The sequence below is a fragment of the Halomonas sp. HG01 genome (assembly GCF_000968715.2).
In the GTDB taxonomy this organism is placed as follows: domain Bacteria; phylum Pseudomonadota; class Gammaproteobacteria; order Pseudomonadales; family Halomonadaceae; genus Halomonas; species Halomonas halophila.
In genome coordinates this window covers 2,069,296-2,092,782 of sequence record NZ_CP022134.1, presented here as the reverse complement: position 1 = coordinate 2,092,782, position 23,487 = coordinate 2,069,296, and the positions used below count along the sequence as shown (strand labels likewise).

Sequence of the window (23,487 nt, the reverse complement as noted above, 5' to 3'; positions counted from 1 at the left end):
CCATGAGTCACTTTCTGGACCGCCTGAAGTACCTGACCCGCCGCCCCGACGACTTCGCCGGGGGACACGGCGAGACCCGCGACGAGACCCGCGACTGGGAGGACGGCTATCGCGCGCGCTGGCAGCACGACAAGGTGGTGCGCAGTACCCACGGGGTCAACTGCACGGGGTCGTGCAGCTGGAAGATCTACGTCAAGAACGGCCTGGTCACCTGGGAGACCCAGCAGACCGACTATCCGCGTACCCGCCCGGACCTGCCCAACCACGAGCCCCGCGGCTGTCCGCGCGGGGCCAGCTACTCCTGGTACCTGTACAGCGCCAACCGCCTGAAACATCCGCTGATCCGCAAGCCGTTGCTGGCGCTGTGGCGGGAGGCCCTTGCCGAGCATGGTGACCCGGTGAACGCCTGGGCCTCCATCGTCGAGGACCCGGCCAAGGCCAGGCAGTACAAGCGCGCCCGCGGCATGGGCGGCTTCGTGCGCGCCGACTGGGACGAACTCAACGGCCTGATCGCCGCTTCCAACGTCTACACCGCCAAGCAGTACGGGCCGGACCGCATCATCGGCTTCTCGCCGATTCCGGCCATGTCGATGGTCTCCTACGCCGCCGGCAGCCGCTATCTGTCGCTGATCGGCGGCGTGTGCATGAGCTTTTACGACTGGTACTGCGACCTGCCGCCGGCCTCGCCGATGACCTGGGGCGAGCAGACCGACGTGCCGGAGTCCGCCGACTGGTACAACTCGGGCTACATCATCGCCTGGGGGTCCAACGTGCCCCAGACCCGCACCCCGGACGCCCACTTCTTCACCGAGGTGCGCTACAAGGGCACCAAGACCGTCGCGGTCACCCCGGACTATGCCGAGGTCGCCAAGCTCACCGACGAGTGGCTGTCCGCCAAGCAGGGCACCGACGCGGCCCTGGCCCTGGCCATGGGCCACGTCATCCTCAAGGAATTCCATCTCGACAACCCCAGCGCCTATTTCACCGACTACGTGCGCCGCTACACCGACATGCCCTGCCTGGTGGAGCTCGAGGTTCGCGAGGACGGCAGCCACGTGCCCGGCCGGCAGCTGCGCGCCAGCGACTTCGCCGACGGCCTGGGTCAGGACAACAATCCCGAGTGGAAGACTCTGGTCTGGGACGAGCTCGGCGATCGCCTCGTCGTGCCGCGCGGCTCCATCGGCTTCCGCTGGGGCGAAGCGAGCGGCGACGACGAGGACGAGAGCAAGGGCAAGTGGAACCTCGAGTCTCTCGACGCCGACGGCACCGAGATCCGGCCGAGGCTCAGCCTGGCCGAGGCCCATGACGAGGTGGCTCGGGTGGCCTTTCCCTACTTCGGCGGGATCGAGCATCAGCACTTCGATCACGTGAAGAGCGGCGGCGCCAGCGACGAGCTGCTGTTCCACTGCCTGCCGGCCAAGCGGATGACCCGGGCAGACGGCCGCGAGGTGCTGGCGGTCACCGTGTTCGACCTGATGTGCGCCAACTACGGCATCGACCGCGGGTTTAGAAGCAAAGAGGGCAAGGACGACGGCGCCACCGCCTTCGACCAGGTCAAGCCTTATACCCCGGCCTGGCAGGAGAAGATCACCGGCGTGTCCGCCGAGCAGTGCCTGCGCATTGCCCGGGAGTTCGCCGACAACGCCGACAGGACCGGCGGGCGTTCCATGATCATTGTCGGTGCCGGGATGAACCACTGGTACCACATGGACATGAACTACCGTGGCCTGATCAACATGCTGGTCATGTGCGGCTGCATCGGCCAGAGCGGCGGCGGCTGGGCGCACTACGTGGGCCAGGAGAAGCTGCGCCCGCAGACCGGCTGGCTGCCGCTGGCCTTCGGCCTGGACTGGCAGCGGCCGCCGCGGCAGATGAATTCCACCTCCTTCTTCTACAACCACTCCAGCCAGTGGCGCTACGAGAAACTCGAGGTCAAGGAGATCCTCTCGCCGCTGGCCAAGGCCGAGGACTACTCCGGCAGCCTGGTCGACTTCAACGTGCGCGCCGAGCGCATGGGCTGGCTGCCCTCCGCGCCGCAGCTGGCCACCAATCCCCTGTCGCTGGCCGGCCAGGCCGCCGAGGCGGGCCAGGCCACCGCGGACTACGTGGTCGACCGGCTCAAGGCCGGCGAGCTGCGCTTCGCCGCCGAGGACCCCGACGACCCGAAGAACTTCCCGCGCAACCTGTTCATCTGGCGCTCCAACCTGCTCGGCAGCTCGGGCAAGGGCCACGAGTACATGCTCAAGTACCTGCTGGGCACCCGTCACGGCATCCAGGGCAAGGACCTGGGCGAGGCCGGCGGCCAGACGCCCGAGGAGGTCGTGTGGCGCGAGCAGGCGCCTGAGGGCAAGCTCGACCTGCTGGTGACGCTGGACTTCCGCATGTCCACCACCTGCCTGTACTCGGACATCGTGCTGCCCACGGCGACCTGGTACGAGAAGGACGACCTCAACACCTCCGACATGCACCCCTTCATCCATCCGCTGACCGCGGCCACCGACCCGGCCTGGGAGTCGCGCAGCGACTGGGAGATCTACAAGGGCATCGCCAAGGCGTTCTCCAAGGCCTGCGTGGGCCACCTGGGCGAGGAGACCGACCTGGTCACCCAGCCGCTGCAGCATGACTCCCCCGCCGAGCTGGCCCAGCCCGAGGTCCGCGACTGGAAGAAGGGCGAGTGCGAGCCGGTCCCCGGCAAGACCCTGCCGGCGCTGGTCGAGGTCAAGCGCGACTACCCGGCCACCTACGAGCGCTTCACCTCGGTGGGGCCGCTGCTCGACCGCCTGGGCAACGGCGGCAAGGGCATCGGCTGGAAGACCGAGAAGGAGGTAGAGCTGCTCGGCAGGCTCAATCAGGTGAAGTCCGAAGGGCCGGCCAAGGGGCGACCGCGCATCGAGTCGGCCATCGACGCCGCCGAGGTGATCCTCACCCTGGCGCCCGAGACCAACGGCCAGGTGGCGGTCAAGGCCTGGGACGCGCTGTCGGCGATCACCGGCCGCGACCACAAGCATCTGGCGGTGCCCAAGGAAGAGGAGAAGATCCGCTTCCGTGACGTGGTGGCCCAGCCGCGCAAGATCATCTCCAGTCCCACCTGGTCGGGACTCGAGGACGAACACGTCTCCTACAACGCCGGCTACACCAACGTCCACGAGCTGATTCCCTGGCGCACCGTCAGCGGCCGCCAGCAGTTCTACCAGGATCATGCCTGGATGCGCGCCTTCGGCGAGAGCCTGCTGGTCTATCGGCCGCCCATCGACACCAAGGCCGCGGTCGGCCTGGCCGATGACAAGGGCAACGGCAACCCGGAGATCGCGCTCAACTGGATCACGCCGCACCAGAAGTGGGGCATCCACTCCACCTACTCCGACAACCTGCTGATGCAGACCCTGTCCCGGGGCGGGCCCATCGTCTGGCTGTCCGAGGACGACGCGACGTCCATCGGCGTCGAGGACAACGACTGGATCGAGCTCTACAACGCCAACGGCGCCATCGCCGCCCGGGCGGTGGTCAGCCAGCGGGTCAAGAACGGCATGGCGATGATGTACCACGCCCAGGAGCGCATCCTGAACATGCCGGGCTCCGAGATCACCGGCACCCGCGGCGGCATCCACAACTCGGTCACCCGCGTGTGCCCCAAGCCGACCCACATGATCGGCGGCTATGCCCAGCTCTCCTACGGCTTCAACTACTACGGCACCGTCGGCTCCAACCGCGACGAGTTCGTCATCGTGCGCAAGATGAAGCGCATCGACTGGCTGGACGGCGAAGGCAACGACTACGCGCAGGAGGCCGTGAAATGAAGATTCGCTCCCAGGTCGGGATGGTCCTGAACCTCGACAAGTGCATCGGCTGTCACACCTGCTCGGTGACCTGCAAGAACGTCTGGACCAGCCGCGAGGGCGTCGAGTACGCCTGGTTCAACAACGTCGAGACCAAGCCCGGCATCGGCTATCCCAAGGAGTGGGAGAACCAGCACAAGTGGAACGGCGGCTGGCTGCGTCGCCAGGACGGCCGCATCGAGCCGCGCATCGGCGGCAAGTGGCGGGTGCTGGCGAACATCTTCGCCAACCCCGACCTGCCGGAGATCGACGACTACTACGAGCCGTTCACCTTCGACTACCAGCACCTGCACACTGCCCTGCCGGGCGATCACCAGCCCACCGCCCGGCCGCGCTCGCTGATCTCCGGGCAGCGCATGAACAAGGTCGAGTGGGGGCCGAACTGGGAGGAACTGCTCGGCACCGAGTTCGCCAAGCGACGCCGCGACGCCAACTTCGAGCAGGTGCAGGCCGATATCTACGGCCAGTTCGAGAACACCTTCATGATGTATCTGCCGCGGCTGTGCGAGCACTGCCTGAACCCCACCTGCGTGGCGTCCTGCCCCAGCGGGGCGATCTACAAGCGCGAGGAAGACGGCATCGTGCTGATCGACCAGGACAAGTGCCGCGGCTGGCGGATGTGCATCTCCGGCTGCCCCTACAAGAAGATCTATTACAACTGGAAGAGCGGAAAGTCCGAGAAGTGCATCTTCTGCTACCCGCGCATCGAGGCCGGCCAGCCGACGATCTGCTCCGAAACCTGCGTGGGCCGCATCCGCTACCTGGGCGTGCTGCTCTACGACGCCGATCGCATCGAGGAAGTGGCCGGTGCCGCGGATGAGCGCGACCTCTATCATCGCCAGCGCGAGATCTTCCTCGACCCGAATGACCCTGAGGTGATCGCCCAGGCCCGCCGCGACGGCGTCGCCGACAGCGTGATCACCGCGGCCCAGCAGAGCCCGGTCTACAAGCTGGCCATGGAATGGGGCCTGGCGCTGCCGCTGCACCCGGAGTATCGCACCCTGCCCATGGTCTGGTACGTGCCGCCGCTGTCGCCGATCCAGTCCGCTGCCGAGGCGGGTCAGGTGGAATACGACGGCGTGCTGCCGAAGATCGAGTCGCTGCGCATCCCGGTGAAGTACCTGGCCAACCTGCTCACCGCCGGCGAGGAGGCGCCCGTGGTGCTGGCCCTCAAGCGGCTGATGGCGATGCGCCTCTACATGCGCGGCAAGCACGTGGACGGCGCGGCCGACGCCGCGGTGCTCGACGAGGTCGAACTCAGCGAGGCCCAGGTCGAGGAGATGTATCGCTACCTCGCCATCGCCAACTACGAGGATCGTTTCGTCATCCCCACCGCCCATCGGGAGATGGCCGTCGACGCCTTCCCCGAGCGCGGCGGCTGCGGCTTCAGCTTCGGCGACGGCTGCCACGGCGGCGACAGCGAAGCCAGCCTGTTCGGCGGTCGCAAGCAGACCACCACCCTGGTCCAGCCCGTCGAGGTCTTCGACCCGCATGGCGGCAGCGCCGAGGAGGCCCGTCATGACTGATGCCGCCCGCGTCCAGCCCGAACCGGCGGATGACATGCTGAGCCTGCGGGTGCTGGCCCGGCTGCTGGATTACCCCGATCGTGAGCTCCAGGCCGCCGTCGGGGAGATGAACGCGATCCTCGACGCCGAGCGGCGGCTGCCGGGCAATCTGCGCACCGCCCTGATGGACTGGTGCCGACGCCTGGCCGCGGCCGATCTGCTGGACCTGCAGGCCGAATACGTGGCGCTGTTCGACCGTGGCCGGGCCACCTCGCTGCTGCTCTTCGAGCACGTCCACGGCGAGTCCCGCGACCGCGGCCAGGCCATGGTCGACCTGCTGGCCGAGTATCGCGCCGCCGGCTTCGAGCTCGACGCCCGGGAGCTGCCCGATCACCTGCCGCTGTTCCTGGAGTATCTCTCCACCCGGCCCGAAGCGGAGATCGGCCGCTGGCTGGGCGAGGTCCGCCACATCCTGGCCAGGCTCACCGCACGCCTCGAGGAGCGTGAGGCCGATCACGCCCTGGCGATACTGGCCCTGCTGGCGCTGATCGGCGCCGAGGACGACGTGAACGCGCATCGCGAGCCGGTGAGTCAGGAGGCGCGGGACGATACCCCCGAGGCCCTGGACGCCGTCTGGGAAGAGGAGGCGGTGCGCTTCTCCGCCGCCTCCGACCAGGACTGCGCCCTGCAGTCCGCCGAGGGCCGGCGGCTGGCCGAACGCAAGAAGGCGACGCACGACGAGGCGGTCCGGATCCTCGAGCCCGGCGCCCCGCGGCAACAAGGAGAATCGTCATGAGCTATGTCCACACCCTGCTGTTCGGGCTCTATCCCTATCTCGCCGGCAGCGTCTTCCTGATCGGCAGCCTGCTGCGCTTCGACCACGGCCAGTACACCTGGAAGACCGGCTCCAGCCAGATGCTCAGCTCACGGAACATGCGCCTGGCCAGCAATCTCTTCCACGTCGGCATCCTGGTGATCTTCTTCGGCCATCTGGTGGGCCTGCTGACGCCGCACTGGGTCTATGCCCCCTTCATGAGTGCCGGCACCAAGCAGATGGTGGCCATCGTGGTGGGCGGCATCGCCGGCGTGATGTGCCTGATCGGCGGTGCCATGCTGGCCTGGCGCCGCCTGACCAACGCCCGGGTCAAGGCCTCGTCGGGCCCGATGGACACCGTCATCATCCTGCTGCTGGTACTGCAGGTGTCGCTGGGCCTCGCGACCATCATCCCGGCGCTGGGACACCTGGACGGCGGCGTGATGCTCCGGCTCGCCAGCTGGGCCCAGGCCATCGTGTTCTTCCAGGGCGGCGCCGCCGAGCATCTCGTCGGCATCGGCCTGATCTACCAGCTGCACATCCTGGTGGGGCTGACCATCGTGCTGGTCTTCCCCTTCACCCGCCTGGTGCACGTCTGGAGCGCGCCGCTGGGCTATCTGATGCGGCGCTACCAGATCGTGCGCCGTCGGGCCTGAGCGACACTCCAGGGAGAGGCGACATCATGCAGAAGATCGATATCGAGACCGTACCGGGCGGCGCGACGCCGCCCCCGATCCGGGTCGGCGAGGCATCCATCGACCATGCCGCGATCGCCCGCGAGATGCAGTACCACCCGGCGGACAGCGCCGGCGACGCCCGGGGCCGGGCGGCCCGCGCCCTGGTGGTGCGCGAGCTGCTGCGCCAGCGCGCCGGGCAGCTGGGGCTGGCGGTGGAGGAGGACGCGGACATCGAGGCCGCCATCGCCGCGTTGCTGGAGCGCGAGCTGGACGTTCCCGAGCCCGGCGAGGCGGACTGCCGCCGCTTTTACGCCGCCCACCCCGAGCGCTTCAGCGAGCCGACCCGACGGCGGGTGCGCCACGTGCTGCTGGCGGCGGCGCCGGACGACCCCGAGCGTCGGGACGGCGGCTATCGGCAGGGCGAGAAACTCATTCGCGAGCTCCAGGAAGCGCCCGAGCGCTTCACCGAGCTGGCCCAGCGGCATTCGGATTGTCCCTCGAAGGACCAGGGCGGCGAGCTGGGCTGGCTGGCGCCCGGCCAGACGGTGCCCGAGCTGGACCGTGCCCTGCGGCATCTGCCGGTCGGGCTTCACGGCCGGCCGCTGGCCTCCCGCTACGGCTGGCACCTGGTCTGCATCGACGAGCGGCAGGAGGGCCGGGCGCTGCCCTACGACGAGATCGCCGACCGGGTCCGGCACAGCCTGCGCGAGCGCGCCACCCGCCGCGCCCTGCGCCACTACCTGCTGGCGCTGGCGGAGGAGATCGGCGTGGAGGGCATCGCGCTGGACGAGGACGCCGCCGGCGCCCTGATGCAGTGAGGTCGATGGTGGTGGCAGCGAAGAGATGAAAGAGGACGTCGCCATTCCGGTAGGGCGCCGGCGCCGGCTCTGCTTAGATGGAGGACGACCGTTTTCTCCATTCGAGGACTCTTTGATGACCGCCACCGCCACGGCCTTCGTCTCCGCCGACGAGATCCGCGACCGCTTCTCCCGGGCCATGTCGGCCATGTACCAGGCCGAGGTTCCCCAGTACGAGACCCTGCTCACGCTGGTCGACGAGGTGAACCGCGAGACCCTGACGCGCGATGCCGCCCTGGCCGAGCGGCTCGAGGCCTTCGATGAGCTGGGCCGCCTCGGCGTCGAGCGCCACGGCGCCATCCGCGTCGGCAGCGCCGAGGAACTTTCCATGCTGCGCCGGCTGTTCGCGGTGATGGGCATGTATCCGGTGGGCTACTACGACCTCGCCGAGGCCGGGGTGCCGGTGCACTCCACCGCCTTCCGCCCGGTCGACGACGCGGCGCTGGCGCGCAACCCCTTCCGCCTCTTCACCTCGCTGCTGCGCCTGGAGCTGATCGAGAGCGAGGCGCTGCGCGAGCGGGCCGCGGCGATCCTGGCCGAGCGCGACATCTTCACCCCCGAGGCCCGGGAGCTGATCGCCCTGGCCGAGGACCAGGGCGGGCTCACCGACGAGCAGGCCGATCGCTTCGTCACCGCGGCGCTGGAGACCTTCCGCTGGCACCGCGACGCCACCGTGGACCTCGACACCTACGAGGCGCTGAACGCCGAGCATCGGCTGATCGCCGACGTGGTCTGCTTCCGCGGGCCGCACATCAACCATCTGACGCCGCGCACCCTGGACATCGACGAGGTCCAGCGGCGCATGCCGGCGGCCGGCATGAATCCCAAGGCGGTGATCGAGGGCCCGCCGCGCCGCGACTGCCCGATCCTGCTGCGCCAGACCAGCTTCAAGGCGCTGGAGGAGCCGATCCGCTTCGCCGGCGATCGCCAGGGCACCCACACCGCGCGCTTCGGCGAGATCGAACAGCGCGGCGTGGCGCTGACCGCCGAGGGCCGGGCGCTCTACGACCGCCTGCTCGCCGCCTCCAAGGAAGGCACCGCCGGGCTCGCCCACGAGGCGCACCAGCAAGCCCTGGCCGAGGCCTTCGCCGACTTCCCGGACGACGAGGCCGATCTGCGCCGCCGCGGCCTGGCGTTCTTCGAATATCGGCTCACCGACGCCGGGCGCGCCTCCGGCCCGGTCGACGCCTCGGATCCCGAGGCTCTGATCGCTCGCGGCCTGGTGGTCGCCCGGCCGATCACCTACGAGGACTTCCTGCCGGTCAGCGCGGCGGGCATCTTCCAGTCGAACCTGGGCGACGGCGACGGCGAGGCCTACGCCGGCCACGCCAACCGAGCGGCCTTCGAGGCCGACCTGGGGGCGGCGGTGACCGACGAGCTCAGCCTCTACGCCGAGCGGGAACGCGCCTCGCTGGCCGCGGTGCGCGAGGCGCTGGCCGGCTAGCGGTCGACGATGAATAAGCCGGGCGCCGCCTTGCCTCGCGAGGGCGGCGCTCGGCTATGATGGGGTGTCGCCCATGGACCGGGACCCCGCATGCCGCTGCTGTCTGTTCTCGATACGCTGTCGCCGCTGTCCGGCGGCCTCGACCTCACGCTGATCCTGCTGTCGGTGCTGACCTCGGCCTTCACCGCGGCCTTCGGTGCCGGCGGCGGGGTGCTGATGATCATGGCCCTGGCCCAGGTGATGCCGGCGGCCGCGCTGATTCCGGTGCACGGCATGGTGCAGCTGGGGTCCAACGTCGGCCGCGTGTGCATGACCTGGCGCCACCTCGACCGCGCCACCCTGCTGGCCTTCCTGCCCGGGGTGGCGCTCGGTGCTCTGGCGGCCGCCTGGCTGCTGATCCGCCTGCCCGCCGGGGTGCTGGAGCTGTGCATCGCCGCCTTCGTGCTCTTCACCCTGTGGGGCCCGGGGCTGCCCGGGCGCGCCCTGGGCCGGCTCGGCACCCTGATCGTCGGCGCGGTCACCACCCTGCTCTCGAGCCTGGTGGGGGCCAGCGGCCCGGTGGTGGCGGCCTTCATCAAGCAGCGCCAGGAAGGCCGCCTGGCCAAGGTGGCGACCTTCTCCGCCTGCATGGTGGCCCAGCATCTCACCAAGGCCTTCGTGTTCGGCGCCGCCGGCTTCGTGTTCCATGACTGGCTGGGACTGATCCTGGCCATGGTCGCGGCGGGTTTCGTCGGCACCTGGCTGGGCCTGAACCTGCTGAAGCGGCTTTCCGATCGCCGCTTCGACGACCTGTTCCGGCTGGTGCTGACGCTGCTCTCGCTGCGCCTGGCCTGGCTCGGCGCCGCGCGTCTCTGGGGCGGCTGAGCGGCGCGTCCGAGCCGCACGTTGAAAGGCGTTCCCGCAAGGCGCCGTCATCCTCGGCGGACTTGGCGTATCTTGAAAGGCAGCGCCGGCACCTCGTCGGCGCCTGAATCGTCGCTGCCGAGGCCACCCATGCGCCGTTCCCTCTCCCTTCGCGCGCTGACCGCCGTGTCCATCGTCGGCCTGATGCTGATCGTGGCCGGGGTGCTGCTGTGGCATGGCGTCCGCGGTGCCGACAAGCTGATGGTCCGCGCCGTGGAAGACACCGGCCGCCAGCTGGCCGTGACCACCGAGGAGCGGGCGCGGCGGCTGATCGATCCGGCCCGGGTGGTGGTGACGCTGCTGGCCCAGGACGACCTGGCGTCGCGCCAGCGGCTCGTCGATCGCCTGCGGCACCTGCCGCTGCTGGCCGCCTCGCTGGAGGCGCACTCGGCGGCCAGCGCCGTCTACGTGGGCTATGAGGACGGCGACTTCCTGCTGCTGCGTCCGGCCGGGCGGGTGCCGCAAGAGCGGCTGCCCGAGGTGCCCGACGCCGACGAGGCGGCCTATCTGGTGCAGGCGGTCGACCGCGATGCCAGTGGCAACGCCCAGGCCGAGTGGCGGCTCTACGACCGCGACCTGAACCTGCTGGGCCGGCGGCTCCAGCCGGGCGACGCCTTCGATCCCCGGGAGCGGCCCTGGTATCGGCGGGCGATGGCGGCCAGCGGCGCCTGGCTTACCGAGCCCTATGCCTTCTTCACCACCCGCGAGATCGGCATCACCCTGGCCCGGCGCAGCCGCCACGGGCGCGCGGTGGTGGGGCTGGACGCCTCGCTGGCCGATCTCGGCAGCGAGATGGACGCGCTGGGCATCACGCCCGGCACCCGGCTGGCGGTGGTGTCCCGCGACGGCCGGCTGCTGGCGCATCCCGACGTGGAGGCGCTGCTCGCCGAGCATGGCGGCTCGCCGCGGCTGGCGACGCTGGATGAACTGGACGACCCGGCGCTGCGGCGGCTCGGCCGCCTGACCCGGGACGAGGGCGCCTCGCTGGGGGCCGCGGCCCCGGGCGAGGCGGCCTCCGACGACGACGCCTTCGGCGCCTCGGCCCGCTTCCGGGTCGACGGCGAGGACTGGTTCGGCATGCGGCTGCCGTTCCGCATTCCCGGCGTGGAGCCGGCCACGCTGCTGATGGTGGTGCCAGAGCGCGAGCTGCTCGCCGGCACCCGTGAGCTGCTGTGGCAGCGCTCGCTGGTGGCCGTGCTGCTGGCCCTGGCGCTGCTGCCGCTGGGCGTGTGGGTCGGCCATCGGCTCAGCCGCCCGCTGAACGCCCTGGCCGAGCAGGTCCGGGCGCTGGGCGATTTCGACTTCTCCGCCTGCCGCGGGGTGCGCTCGCCGGTGCGCGAGGTGCAGCAGCTGAGCGGCGCTCTGACGGGCATGGCCGAGGGCATCGCGGGCTTCCAGCGCATGACCCGCACGCTGAGCCGCGAGCCGCGGCTGGACACGCTGCTCGCCACCGTCCTCGAGGACCTGCTGAACATCACCGACAGCCGCCACGGCGCCATCTACCTCGAGGACGAGAGCGATCCCACCCGCTTCGCCTGCGAGGCCGAGCAGGGCCAGGGCGATCCCGACGATCCGCTGCCGGCGTGCCTGACCCTGAAGGCCCCCGACGAGAGCGGCATGGCGGCGCTGGAGCGCCGGGCCGCGGCCAGCGGCTATCTGGTGCAGCCGCTGTGCAATCGCAGTGGCCATCGCATGGGGCTGCTGATACTGGCGCTGCGCGCGTCGGGATCGGGCGGCGATCGTTCCTGGCGGCGCTTCGTCGAGGAGCTCTCCGGCGCGGCGGCGGTGGCCATCGAGACCCGCCGCCTGCTGGAGGGCGAGAAGCGCCTGCTGGACGCCATCGTCGAGCTGATCGCCGGAGCCACCGACGCCAAGTCGGCGCATACCGGCGGCCACTGTTCGAGGGTGCCGCAGCTGGCCGAGATGCTGCTGGAGGGCGCCCACCGCTCGACCAGCGGCCCCTTCGCCGACGAGACGCTGGATGACGACCGTCGCACCGCCTTCCACCTGGCGGCCTGGCTGCACGACTGCGGCAAGCTGACCACGCCCGACGAGGTCATGGAGAAGGCCACCAAGCTGGAGGCCCGCTACAACCGCATCCACGAGATCCGAACCCGCTTCGAGGTGCTGTGGCGCGACGCCGACGTCGCCTACTGGCGCGGGCTCGCCGAGGGCGGCGACGAACCCGCGCTGGTCGAGGCGCGACGGCGCCGGCAGGCCGAGCTGCAGGAGGCCTTCCGGCTGGTGGCCGAGCTCAACCGCGGCGGCGAGGCGCTCGACGAGACTCGCCTGGCGCGGCTCGAGGCGATCGCCGACTGGCGCTGGTGGCGCCACTTCGACGACCGCCTCGGCGTGTCCGAGGAGGAGGCCGGGCGCCTGGCGCGCGAGCCCGAAGCCCCGCCGCCCGCCGAGGAGCGGCTGCTGGCCGACCGCCCGCGGGACCGCCTCGACTGGGCCGTCGCGCCGCCGCCGGTGGCCGAGGGCGACCCGCGCAACCGCTGGGGCTTCGCCATGCAGCCGCCCGAGGTGGCCGGCGACCAGGGCGAGCTCTACAACCTGCGGGTGGCCCGCGGCACGCTCAACGACGTCGAGCGTTTCCGCATCCAGGAGCACATCGTCCAGACCATCATGATGCTCGAGTCGCTGCCCTGGCCGGCACACCTGCGGCGGGTGCCGACCATCGCCGGCAACCATCACGAGCGCATGGACGGCCGGGGCTATCCGCGCCGGCTGGTGCTGGCCGAGGCCAGTCTGGAGGAGCGCATCATGGCGGTGGCCGACGTGTTCGAGGCGCTGACCGCCGCCGACCGGCCCTACAAGCCGGGTCTGACGCTGTCGCGCTCGCTGTCGATCCTGGCCGGCATGGCCCGCGACGGCCATCTGGATCCCGACGTCTTCGTCCTGCTGCTCGACAGCGGGGTGTGGCGCGACTACGCCGAGCGCTTCCTGGCGCCGGCGCAGATCGACGAGGTGGACATCGACGCGCTCAAGAACGAGGCTGGATGTCCGACAATGAAAAGTGGAAATGGCGCCTCGGGCCGCGTTTCGCCCTGTACAGGGCAGGCCCCTGGGTCATAATGCACTTATAAAGCGCGTCATTCTTCAGGGGAACACCGATGCTGCCGACTCCGATTTCCGGCTGGCGAGTGAGTCTGCTCGCCGCCCTCGTCATGGCCAGCGTGCTGCTGGCACCGCTCGCCCAGGCCGAGAATCCCCGCTATGCGGGCATCGTCATCGACGCCGACTCCCACGAGATCCTCTACGCCGAGAACGCCGATGCGCCGCGCTATCCGGCCTCGTTGACCAAGATGATGACCCTCTACATGCTGTTCGAGGCCATCGAAGGGCGCAGCATGAGCCTGGGGCAGCCGCTGCCGGTGTCGCGGGCGGCGGCGGCCATGCCGGCCACCAAGCTCTATCTCAAGCCGGGCGACAGCATCCCGGTGGAGACCGCCATCGAGTCGCTGGTGGTGCGCTCGGCCAACGACGTGGCGGTGGTCGTCGCCGAGGCGCTGGGCGGCAGCGAGCGCCACTTCGCGCGGATGATGACCGAGCGCGCCCGCGAGCTCGGCATGCGCCACACCACCTTCCGCAACGCCTCCGGCCTGCCGGACGACGCCCAGGTCACCACCGCCCGCGACATGGCGGTGCTGGCCCGTCGGCTGATGCTCGATTTCCCGCAGTACTACCACTATTTCTCGCTGCAGGACTTCACCTGGCGCGGCAACACCTACCGCGGCCACAATCGCCTGCTGGCCAACTACCCGGGCGCCGACGGCCTCAAGACCGGCTTCATCCGCGCCTCCGGCTTCAACGTCGCCACTTCGGCGGTGCACGGCGGCCGGCGCATGCTCTCGGTGGTGATGGGCGGCTTCACCGCCGCCTCCCGCGACGAGCACATGGCCGACCTGCTGAACCGCGGCTTCGCCCGCGCCGCCCTGGCCGACGGCCACGGCTGGCTGGCCCGCACCGAGATCGCCGACGAGCGCCTGATGCCGCTGCCGGGCCGCACGCTGCCGCCGGCCGGTCAGATGCTGGCGAGCCGCGACAGCGCCGCGCCGGCACCGGCCGCGACGGTATCCGCCCGGGCGCCCGAGCCGGCCTCGACGCCGGCGGCCAGCGAGCCGAGCCGCGCCGCCGCGCCGGGGCCGGTGGTACAGGAGGTCGCCGCCCCCTCGCCGGACGAGGCGATCGTGGCCTCGGCGCCGAGCGCCGACGCGGCCGTCGGCGGTGCGGCGGAGGCGGATCCGCTGACCGCGCTGATCGACCGCGACGAGCGGACCGGCGGCTGGGGCGTGCAGGTCGGCGCCTTCAGCGACGCCGATCACGCTCGTCGCCTGGCCGACCGCGCCGCGGCCCGACTGGCCGCGGAGCTGGATGACGCCCGGGTCGACGTGCCCTGGGTGGCGCAAGCCGGCGTCTACCGGGCGCGGTTGGTCGATCTGGGCGAGCGCCAGGCCCGCAGCGCCTGCCAGCGTCTCCAGTCCCAGGGCATGGACTGCATGGTGGTCCAGGCCTCGCTCTGACCCTCGGTTCCGGCCCCTCTCACCGCCCCGACGGTCAGGCCGTCGGGGCGGTGTCGTTTCCCCTCCCTCGACGCGCGCACGGAGGCGCTGCATGGCTCCCTCTCTGAAAGGCATCCTGTTCATGTGCGGCGGCGTGCTGTGTCTGGCCCTGGGCGATGCCCTCACCAAGTGGCTGGGCGCGGTGCATTCGCCGCTGCAGATCATCTTCTTCCGCACCCTGGTGTCGCTGCCGCTGATCGTGCTGATCGCGCGCTTCAATGGCGGCCTGCGCACCCTCGGCACGCGGCGTCCGGGCGTGCACCTGCTGCGCGGCCTGATCTTCACCGCCACCATGATCACCTTCATGTGGGGGCTGGTGCTGCTGCCGCTGGCCACCGCCACGGCGATCGCCTTCGCCGCGCCGCTGTTCGTGACGCTGCTGTCGGTGCCCTTGCTCGGCGAGCGGGTCGACCGTCCGACCTGGCTGGCCACGCTGCTCGGCTTCGTCGGGGTGCTGGTGGTGGTGCGGCCCGGGGCGGCCGGTTTCCAGCCCGCCATGCTGGTGGTGGTCGCCGCGGCGCTGTTCTATGCCCTGACCATGATCACCGCGCGCCGCTACGGCGAAGGGGAGCACCTCTGGGCCATGGTCTTCTACACCACCCTGGTGCCCTGCCTGGCCGCCTCCCTGACCCTGCCCTGGGTCTGGCAGGCCCCGGCGCCGCTGCACTGGCTGGGCTTCCTGGGCGCTGGCGTGCTCGGCGTCGGCGCCATGGTGGGCCTGACCCAGGCCTTCCGCTACGCCCCGGCGGCCATTGCCGCGCCCTTCGACTACACGGCACTGCTGTGGGCGACCCTGCTGGGCTGGGGCTTCTGGGGCGAGATGCCCGACCCCTGGGTGTTCGCCGGCGGCAGCCTGATCATCGCCAGCGGCCTGGCCATCGCCTATCAGGAGCGGCGCGTCGCGCTGAACCGGCGGCCTTCCCTGTGACGCAGGTCGCGTCGGCGACCCGGCGGCCCCGCGCTCTTTCGCGCGGGGCCGCCTGCGTTCGGGGCTGGCCGTTCAGGCGTCAGCGGTGGAACGGCGGGAAGGCGCGGGCGGCGGCCTCCGGGTCCGGGGTGCCGCAGATCGCCGAGACCACCGCCAGGCCGCCGGCACCGGCGCGGCGCACCGCCTCGACGTGCTCGACCTTGAGCCCGCCGATCGCCACCGTGGGCAGCGGGCTGGCGGCGGCCAGCGCCGCCAGGCCGTCGACGCCCAGCGGCGCGGCATGGTCCTGCTTGGTGGCCGTGGCGAACACCGGGCCGAGGCCCAGGTAGTCGAGGCGCCCGGCGTCCAGCCGTGCCAGCTGTTCGTGGGTCTGCACCGAGAGGCCGAGGATGGCGTCCGGGCCCAGCGCGGCACGGGCATCGGCGACCTCGCCGTCGTCCTGGCCGATGTGCAGGCCGTCGGCCCGACTGGCCAGCGCGACCTCGAGGCGGTCGTTGATGATCAACGGCACGCCGCTGCCGGCCAGGGCAGCCTTCAGGCGCCGGGCCAGCGGGATCATCTCGGCGTCGGCGGCGTGCTTGTCGCGCAGCTGGACGACGCTGACGCCGCCGCGCACCGCGGCCCGTACGGTCTGCTCCACGCCGAGGGCGGCGCACAGCTCGGGGTCGGTGACCAGGTAGAGGGACAGATCAAGGCGCATCGGTGAGCTCCAGGTGGATACGGTCGGCCAGCGGCGTAGCGAGGGTGTCGGGATCGAGGGCATAGAGGGCGTCGAGGAAGGCCACGGCGAAGCTGCCGGGGCCGGCGGCGGTCTCGGCGGCGATCTCCCCGGCCGCGGCGTAGGCGGTCAGCGCCGCCACCGTGGCCTCGAACGGATCCTCGGCGCCGGCCAGGAAGGCGCCGACCACGCCGGTCAGGGCGCAGCCCATGGTGGTGACGCGAGGCATCAGCGCATGGCCGCCGCAGACCCGCGTCAGGCGTCGGCCGTCGGTGACCAGGTCGACCTCGCCGGTGACCGCCACCACGGTGGCATGCTCGCGGGCCAGCGCCACGGCGGCGCGCTCGGCGCTGTCGGCGCTGTCGGTGCTGTCCACGCCGCGCCCGCCGCCGCCCTGTCGGGCCAGCGCCAGGATCTCCGAGGCGTTGCCGCGGATCGCGGTCGGCCCCAGCGCCAGCAGCCGGGCGCCGGCCTGGCGACGAAAGCGGGTGGCGCCCACCGCCACCGGGTCGAGCACCCAGGGCGTGTCGGCGTCATTGGCGGCGCGGGCGGCGTCGTCCATGGCGTCGAGCCAGTGGGGCGAGAGGGTGCCGATGTTCAGCGTCAGGGCGGTGGCCAGGCCGGCGAACTCGGCGGCCTCCTCGCGGGCGTGGACCATGGCGGGCGAGGCGCCCAGCGCCAGCAGCGCGTTGGCCATGAAGTTCATCGCCACGTGGTTGGTGATGTTGTGAACCAGCGGGGTGGTGCGGCGCACGCGCGCCAGATGCGGCGCGGGATCGAGGGAATGCATCGGGCCTCCTGGCGACGGGAGGCGCGGCCACCGAGGGAGCCGGCACGACTCCCTCCGCCGGCATTATCCGGGTCAGGTAGTGAGGGTGCCTCTCAGCCGCGGCGGATCATCGCCCCGGCGCCCCTGTCGTCGGGCCTCACTATCGCCCTTCGTCCGATGCATGTAAAGCCGGCGGGCGTCGCCTCAGGCGGCCAGCTGGAGCACGGCCAGGGTCAGCAGGCTGGCCTGGGAGACGCTCTGGAGATCGGCGCTCATGCCGTTGCCTTCCTCCTCGGGTTCGAGGCGCATCGCCGCGTTCAGGGGGCGAAGCAGCAAGGCGGCGCCGGCGGCCAGGGCGACCAACGCCAGCGGCAGGCTACCCACGCCCCAGGGGCTGATCAGCCATTCGACGACGAGCAGCAGCACGCCGCCCAGGGCCAGCCACAGGGGGCGGCGCAGGGCGGCGTCGAGAGAGGTCGGGGGCATGGCGTGCATGTCGATGTCTCCTTTCCGGTTGTCGTTGGGCGATTCAGCCCACCACCGTAACGGCGTTGGCTTAAAGTCGGCTTACACCAACGCTAAGGGAGCGACATGACGATGCCGTGTCAGGCGCGGGGCAGCCGCACGCTCACGCGCAGCCCGCCGCCGGGGGCGTCGCCCAGCGTCAGGCGGCCGCCGTGGCGCTGTACCAGACGGTCGACGATGGACAGTCCGAGGCCGGCCCCGGCTCCCGCACCGCCGCGGTGGAAGCGCGCCAGCGCCTGCTGGCGGCCGTCCTCGGGGATGCCGGGACCGCTGTCGTCCACCCGCAGCACCAGCACTCGCTCTTCCGCCGTCAGTGCCACGTCGATGCGGCTGCCGGCGGGGGAGTGACGGATGGCGTTGCCGACCAGGTTCTTGATCAGGGTGGTGACGGCGCCGGGCTCGGTGGTCAGCGCCCAGTCTGCCGCCTCGTCGGCCTCCAGGTGCAGGCTCTGGTCGTGGTCGGTGGCCAGCGGCATCAGCTCGGCCAGCGACTCGCGCACCTCGTGCAGCAGGTCGATGCGCTGATCCGGGGCGCCTTCCTGCTCCGGGTCCAGGCGTGCCAGGGTCAGCAGCTGGCCGACCAGCCGGGTGGCGCGGGCCAGGCCGTCGCGCAACAGGGTCAGCGCCTCGCGCCGATCCGCCGGATCCTCGGTGGCCAGGGCGTTCTGGGCGTGCAGGTCGAGCACCGTCAGCGGGGTGCGCAGCTCGTGGGCGGCATCGGCGATGAAGCGCTTCTCGCGGGCCCGCAGGGTGCGGATCCGCGCCAGCAGGCCGTTGAGGGCGCCGACGATGGTGGCCAGCTCGCGGGGCAGTGGGTCGTCGGGCAGTGGGTTCAGGCGCTGGGGGTCGCGGGCTTCGATCTGGGCGGCCAGCCGTGACAGCGGCCGCAGCCCCCAGCCGATCGCCCACCACAGCAGTACCGCCAGTGCCGGCAGGCCCACGAGGTCCGGTACCAGGGTGCGCAGGGCGATGCCCCGGACCAGCTCGCCGCGCACGTCGCCGCGCTCGCCGACCAGCACCCGCAGGTCGTCGCCGCCGAGGACGAAGACGCGCCACTCGCGTCCGTCCAGGGTCGCGTCGCCGTAGCCGGCACGACGCTCGGTGAACGGCGCGGTCGGCGCGCCGGCGGAGCGCAGCAGCAGCCGCTCGTCGCGCCAGACCTGGAAGGCCACCTCGCCCTCGTAGCGGTGGCCGCCGTCGGTGCCCGGCGTGTTGCGGCGCAGGGCGTCGTCGAGGCTCGCCAGCAGCGCCTCGCGCCGGGCCTCGGGCAGCGGCGTGCGCACCAGGCCTTCCAGCAGCCGGGCCTGCTGGGCCAGGCGGGCGTCGAACAGCGCCGCCACTTCGCGGGCGGCGTCGCGATAGCTGGTCACGCCGATCGCCAGCATGCACAGCGCGACCACTAGCAGCGCGATGCCCAGGGTGCGGCGGCGGATGGAGCTCATGGGATCCTGTTCCCGGGTGCCTCGTCCGCCGGGGCCTTGTCCATGATGTAGCCGATGCCGCGCAGGGTGCGGATCAACTCCGGGGCCAGCTTCTTGCGCAGGTGGTGAACGTGGACCTCGATGGCGTTGCTCTCCACGTCCTCGTCCCAGCCGTAGAGCAGGCGGGCCAGGGTGTCGCGGGTGAAGGCGTGGCCCGGGTGGCTGAGGAATTCCTGCAGCAGGGTGAACTCGCGGCGCGACAGCGTGACCGGCTGGCCCTGGTAGGTGACGCGGCGGTTCTCCGGGTCGAGCACCACGCCGCGGTGGCGCAGCTCGCTGCTGACCAGGCCCTGGCTACGGCGCAGCAGGGCGCGCAGCCGTGCCTTGAGCTCGTCGACCTCGAAGGGTTTGGTCAGGTAGTCGTCGGCCCCGGCATCCAGGCCCTGGATGCGCTGCTCGATGCCGTCGCGGGCGGTCAGCACCAGCACCGGCACGCGATGGCCGCCGCGGCGCAGCCGCGTGAGCAGGTCGATGCCGTCGAGCCGGGGCAGGCCCAGGTCGAGGATGACGGCATCGAAGGGCTCCTCGTCGCGCAGGGCGTTGAGGGCCTCGATACCGTCGCCGAGGATGTCGACGGTGTAGTGCTCGGGTTTCAGCGCCAGGCGAATGCCCGACGCCAGGCTGGGATCGTCTTCCACCAGCAGTATGCGCATGGGCCTTCCTTGTCGGTGCTCCGGTCATGCCGATACTCGCCTCGAAGGCCGCGCCTGTCGACCCTGGCGGCTCAGGATGGCGGGGTGATGAAGCGGCGGATGGTGGGCAGCTGGCGGCGCAGGGCGCGATCGATCAGCCCCGGCCACAGGGCGTTGAGCCGGGCGAAGATCGGCTCGGCGCGGCCCAGCCGGGTCTCCTTGCGACCGCGTTCGATGGCGCGGCGGATCTGGACGGCCACCGTCTCCGGATCGTCCATGGCGTTGCCCAGCGCCCGGTTCATCTCCTCCATGGCCGGGGCGTTCATGGCGGTGCGGGTGGCCCGCGGGGCGATGTAGTGCACCGCGATCGGCGAGTCCGACAGTTCGCGGCGCAGCGTCTGGGTGAAGCCGTAGAGCGCGAACTTGGTGGCGCAGTAGGCGGCCTGGCCGGGGTAGCCGATATGGCCGAAGGCCGAGCCGACGTTGACCACCAGGCCCTGCTCGGCGCGGCATAGCCGGGGCAGCAGGGCGCGGGTCAGCTGCAGGGTGGCGGTCAGGTTGACCGTCACCAGGCGCTCGATGGCCTCGTCGTCGGCGTCCTTGAACAGCTCGGCGCGGTTGGCGCCGGCGGCGTTGATCAGCATGGTGCACTCCAGCCGTTCGGCGGCCGCCACCAGCCGGGCGCGATCCTCGGTGCGGGTGAGGTCGGCGGCCTGGGTCGTGATCTGGCCGGGATGCCGTCGGCACAGCCGCTCCAGGGCCTCGGCGTCGCGGCCGGTGACCAGCAGCTGGGCGCCGGCGGCGGCGAGTTCGTCGACCAGCGCCTGGCCGATGCCGCCGCTGGCGCCGGTGATCAGCACCCGCTGGCCTGGCCAGCCCTGGGTGAGATAGTGCGGTTCAGACCAGCGCATCGGTCAGCTCCCGGGCGGCTTCGCCCCCCGTGCAACGGGCGGTGACGCCCCGGAACATGGCGCCGTAGAGGCGATAGACCATGCGCGCGCCCTCGATCACCGCGTTCAGGTCGTCCTCCTCCAGGCGGTCGATCAGCGTCTCGAAGAAGGCCAGGTGGCCGATATCGAGGCTGCCGTGGGAGCTCAGGTAGCGCACGGCGTTGTCGGGCAGACCGAGGCTCGCCTGGAGCTGTTCGGCGGCGCGGGTGGCCACCGCGGTGCTGGTGCCCTCGAGCACCTGGACCATGCCGAAGAAGACCACCGGATTGCCGTGCTCGATCCGGTCGCGCACGTAGGCCACCATCAGCGTCGTGGCCGGGTCGGGCGAGGCGGCGGCCGCCGCCTCGGGGTCGCCGCCGGCGGCGCGGATGTCGTCGAGGATCCACTGCTCGTGGCCGTATTCCTCCTCGACGTACTCCACCAGGGCGCCGCGCAGCCAGCCCAGCCGGTCGGGCAGGCGGGCGCCGCAGGCCATCATCAGCGGCACCGTGAAGCGCACGTGGTGGTAGGCCTGGCCGAGGAAGGCCAGGTACTCGTCGCGCCCGACCTCGCCCTGCATGGCGCGGGTCATCATGGGCGTGTCGAGCAGCCATTCGCGCTCGGCGCGGGTGGCGTCCTGCAGGCGTTGATAGGCACTCATGGGGTCACTCCTCGGTGGTCGTGATGGGGCGAACTCGATAGGTCGGGCGCGATGCGTCGGTCGTGGTGTCGTCCGCGCCGGGGCGGGTCAGCCAGTCCCGGTAGGCGGCCAGGATGGCCTCGCGGCGCAGGCGGCCGTTGGCCGTCAGCTGGTCGTTGTGGGGGGTAAAGGGCGCGCAGCGGCGCCATTCGCTCACCCGCGCGTAGTCGGGCAGGGTGGTGTTGGCGGCGGCGATCTCGGCCTCGATGGCGGCGTCGGGCAGGTTCGCGGCGGCCGGCACGATCAGCGCCCGGTTGTGGGCCAGGGCCTCGCCGTGGACCAGGGCCTGGGCGATGCCCGGCCGGGTGGCGAGCACGCCCTCGACCCACTGGGGATCGACGTTGCGCCCATAGGCGGTGATGAAGACCTCGCGGCGGCGGCCCTCCAGCACCAGGGCGTTGCCCTCCCAGCGGCCCAGATCGCCGGTGGCGTGCCAGCCGGCGACCGGCGGCTCGCCCAGATAGCCGAGCATGGTGGCGCCGCTCACCTCGACCTCGCCGTCGGCGCGCAGCCGCACCTGGGCGTGGGGCAGCGGGCGGCCGACGCCGCAGGGCGCCTCGCCGGGCCGGTAGAGGCACACCACCGAGGCGCACTCCGAGAGGCCGTAGCCCTCGGCCACCGGCCAGCCGGCGGCCAGGGCGCGCTCGAGCAGCGGCGCGGCGACCCGGGCGCCGCCCACCGCCACCAGGCGCAGCCCTTCGGGCGCGCGGGGGGCGGCGTCCACCAGCGCCTGGAGCTGCTGGGGCACCAGGATCAGGCTGTGCGGCCGGTAGCGCTCGATGGCGGCCAGCGCGGCCCCGGCGTCGAAGCCGCTGGCACCCTGCCAGCCGAGCTCGGCGGCGCCGGGCAGCGCCACCCCGGCGCCGAGCCACAGCGGCAGATAGAGCCCGCCGAGGTTCTCGAGCAGGGTGGCCAGCGGCAGCATCGCCAGATGACGCTCGATCTCCACCGGGGCGACCGCCTCGGCAAGGCTCGTTGCCACCGCCAGCACCGCCTCGGTGTCCAGGCACACGCCCTTGGGCGCGTCGCTGGTGCCGGAGGTGAAGGTGATGCGGGTGGTGCCGGGATGCAGGGCCGGCGGGGCCGGAACCGGGCGTGTGGCGACGCCGCCCGGGTCGGGCGTACCGAAGCCCAGCGCCTCGCCGCCGGGGCCGATCCAGGCATCGAGGCCGGCCCGCTCGACCAGGTGGCTACGCTGGGCGTCGCCGAAGAAGGCCGGCACCGGCACCGCGACGCGGGAATCGGTCAGCAGCGCCAGGTCCCACAGTGCCCATTCGACGCCGTTGTCCAGCGCCAGGCCCACGCGGGTCGCGCCGACCGCCGCCAACCGAGCGCGCCGCGCGTCGATGGCGGCGGCCAGCTCGCCGTAGCTCAGCCGCTGCGTGCCGTCCCACAGCGCCGTGGCCTCGGGGGCGCGCTCGGCGTGGGCGGCCAGGCGGTCGAGGAAGCGTTCACGCCGGTCGGACATGGTCGCCCTCCCGTCGCGTCGAGAGCAGGCCGGCGGCGCGCAGCCGCTCGCGGGCCAGGCGCAGGTCGCCGGCCATCACCCAGGGGTGCTGATCGTAGTAGTGGCCCCAGGCCTCGCGCTCCTGGCCCAGCCAGGCCGGATCGGCCAAGCGCAGCGGCATCAGCTCGATGCCCAGCCGGCGGATGCCGTTGATCACCGCCGGGATGGCCGTGAACAGCACCCAGTGCAGGCCTTCCTCGGCCAGCTGGTCGATCAGGTAGGGAAACAGCACCCGCTGCAGCCCGCGCCGGGTGCTCACCAGGTTGCCGATCTCGGCGATGCCGCCGCGGGCGATCGGTGTGCCCAGGGCCTGGGTCAGGCTGGCCTCGGCGGAGGCGTCGAGATAGCCCTCCTGGAACAGCCGGCCCTCGTCGGCGCGCCGCACGCCCACCGCGGCCACGGGCCGCTCCTGCTGCCACAGGCCGAACAGGCGCGGCAGGTACTGGGTGATGCGGGCATCGTGCTGGGTGGCGAAGCAGTGGCTGACCAGCTGCTCCAGTCGGTGGCGCTCCGACCAGTGGCAGGCTTCACGCCACTCGATCGGCGACTCGGGGGTAGGGCGTATGACGGTCAAGGACATCGGGGTGTCTCCGTGACGATTCCCCGACAGTCTGGGATTTAATACTTAACCGGCCCTTAATATCGCCAGACGCATACGAAAACGCCGGCCCTGGGGCCGGCGTCGAGGAAGCGAGGC

At 71.6% G+C, this 23,487-nt stretch carries 19 protein-coding genes and 1 riboswitch; of the genes, 10 read left to right on the top strand and 9 right to left on the bottom strand.

Translation table 11 applies throughout. The annotated features are described in order from the left end of the window. Positions 1 to 2 precede the first annotated feature (2 nt). From UN84_RS09910 to UN84_RS09865, 10 genes are all read left to right on the top strand, one after another. Positions 3 to 3,797, top strand: coding sequence for a nitrate reductase subunit alpha (locus tag UN84_RS09910; RefSeq protein ID WP_046077906.1), 3,795 nt, complete (start codon positions 3 to 5; stop codon positions 3,795 to 3,797). Beyond that, entirely contained in the window at positions 3,794 to 5,362 is a 1,569-nt protein-coding gene (gene narH, locus UN84_RS09905; protein WP_046077905.1) for a nitrate reductase subunit beta, read from the top strand. Before UN84_RS09910 ends, narH begins: the two co-directional genes overlap by 4 nt. Next, the gene (narJ, locus tag UN84_RS09900; RefSeq protein ID WP_046077904.1) at positions 5,355 to 6,137 is read left to right on the top strand and encodes a nitrate reductase molybdenum cofactor assembly chaperone; all 783 of its coding nucleotides are present in this window, start codon (positions 5,355 to 5,357) and stop codon (positions 6,135 to 6,137) included. The genes narH and narJ overlap by 8 nt, the downstream gene beginning before the upstream one ends. After that, positions 6,134 to 6,811 carry a respiratory nitrate reductase subunit gamma gene (narI, locus tag UN84_RS09895; RefSeq protein WP_046077903.1) on the top strand — a complete coding sequence of 226 codons (678 nt, stop codon included), beginning with the start codon at positions 6,134 to 6,136 and terminating at the stop codon, positions 6,809 to 6,811. Before narJ ends, narI begins: the two co-directional genes overlap by 4 nt. A gap of 26 nt (positions 6,812 to 6,837) precedes the next feature. After that, the gene (locus UN84_RS09890) at positions 6,838 to 7,650 is read left to right on the top strand and encodes a peptidylprolyl isomerase (protein WP_046077902.1); all 813 of its coding nucleotides are present in this window, start codon (positions 6,838 to 6,840) and stop codon (positions 7,648 to 7,650) included. 115 nt (positions 7,651 to 7,765) lie between these two features. Continuing rightward, positions 7,766 to 9,133 (top strand): 2-oxoadipate dioxygenase/decarboxylase HglS, encoded by a 1,368-nt coding sequence (hglS, locus tag UN84_RS09885; RefSeq protein WP_046077901.1) that lies wholly within the window; start codon positions 7,766 to 7,768, stop codon positions 9,131 to 9,133. A 90-nt stretch (positions 9,134 to 9,223) separates the two neighbouring features. After that, a complete protein-coding gene (locus UN84_RS09880; protein ID WP_046077900.1) occupies positions 9,224 to 9,997 on the top strand; it encodes a sulfite exporter TauE/SafE family protein in 774 nt (257 codons plus the stop codon). A gap of 129 nt (positions 9,998 to 10,126) precedes the next feature. Then, a complete protein-coding gene (locus UN84_RS09875) occupies positions 10,127 to 13,114 on the top strand; it encodes an HD domain-containing phosphohydrolase (RefSeq protein WP_052719248.1) in 2,988 nt (995 codons plus the stop codon). A gap of 38 nt (positions 13,115 to 13,152) precedes the next feature. Then, positions 13,153 to 14,562 carry a serine hydrolase gene (locus UN84_RS09870; protein ID WP_046077899.1) on the top strand — a complete coding sequence of 470 codons (1,410 nt, stop codon included), beginning with the start codon at positions 13,153 to 13,155 and terminating at the stop codon, positions 14,560 to 14,562. Positions 14,563 to 14,653: 91 nt separating this feature from the next. Further along, on the top strand, positions 14,654 to 15,529 hold the full coding sequence (locus UN84_RS09865) for a DMT family transporter (RefSeq protein WP_046077898.1): 876 nt from the start codon (positions 14,654 to 14,656) through the stop codon (positions 15,527 to 15,529). A gap of 79 nt (positions 15,530 to 15,608) precedes the next feature. On the opposite strand, the gene thiE is transcribed toward UN84_RS09865, so the two are convergent. The 9 genes from thiE to UN84_RS09820 all read right to left on the bottom strand — a co-directional run bounded on the left by thiE (position 15,609) and on the right by UN84_RS09820 (position 23,370). Then, positions 15,609 to 16,229 (bottom strand): thiamine phosphate synthase, encoded by a 621-nt coding sequence (gene thiE, locus UN84_RS09860; RefSeq protein WP_046077897.1) that lies wholly within the window; start codon positions 16,227 to 16,229, stop codon positions 15,609 to 15,611. After that, a complete protein-coding gene (gene thiM, locus UN84_RS09855; RefSeq protein ID WP_046077896.1) occupies positions 16,219 to 17,037 on the bottom strand; it encodes a hydroxyethylthiazole kinase in 819 nt (272 codons plus the stop codon). Before thiM ends, thiE begins: the two co-directional genes overlap by 11 nt. A gap of 32 nt (positions 17,038 to 17,069) precedes the next feature. Continuing rightward, a riboswitch (TPP riboswitch) is annotated at positions 17,070 to 17,172 on the bottom strand. Positions 17,173 to 17,220: 48 nt separating this feature from the next. Then, on the bottom strand, positions 17,221 to 17,511 hold the full coding sequence (locus UN84_RS09850) for a hypothetical protein (protein ID WP_046077895.1): 291 nt from the start codon (positions 17,509 to 17,511) through the stop codon (positions 17,221 to 17,223). Between the two features lie 110 nt (positions 17,512 to 17,621). Next, entirely contained in the window at positions 17,622 to 18,983 is a 1,362-nt protein-coding gene (locus UN84_RS09845; protein WP_046077894.1) for an ATP-binding protein, read from the bottom strand. Beyond that, entirely contained in the window at positions 18,980 to 19,675 is a 696-nt protein-coding gene (locus UN84_RS09840; protein WP_035599536.1) for a response regulator transcription factor, read from the bottom strand. The genes UN84_RS09845 and UN84_RS09840 overlap by 4 nt, the downstream gene beginning before the upstream one ends. A 71-nt stretch (positions 19,676 to 19,746) precedes the next feature. Next, positions 19,747 to 20,565, bottom strand: coding sequence for an SDR family oxidoreductase (locus UN84_RS09835; protein ID WP_046077893.1), 819 nt, complete (start codon positions 20,563 to 20,565; stop codon positions 19,747 to 19,749). Beyond that, positions 20,552 to 21,244, bottom strand: coding sequence for a TenA family transcriptional regulator (locus UN84_RS09830; protein ID WP_046077892.1), 693 nt, complete (start codon positions 21,242 to 21,244; stop codon positions 20,552 to 20,554). The genes UN84_RS09835 and UN84_RS09830 overlap by 14 nt, the downstream gene beginning before the upstream one ends. Before the next feature lie 4 nt (positions 21,245 to 21,248). Further along, positions 21,249 to 22,751 (bottom strand): AMP-binding protein, encoded by a 1,503-nt coding sequence (locus tag UN84_RS09825; protein WP_046077891.1) that lies wholly within the window; start codon positions 22,749 to 22,751, stop codon positions 21,249 to 21,251. After that, positions 22,735 to 23,370 carry a thermostable hemolysin gene (locus UN84_RS09820; RefSeq protein WP_052719245.1) on the bottom strand — a complete coding sequence of 212 codons (636 nt, stop codon included), beginning with the start codon at positions 23,368 to 23,370 and terminating at the stop codon, positions 22,735 to 22,737. Before UN84_RS09820 ends, UN84_RS09825 begins: the two co-directional genes overlap by 17 nt. Between the last annotated feature and the right edge of the window lie 117 nt (positions 23,371 to 23,487).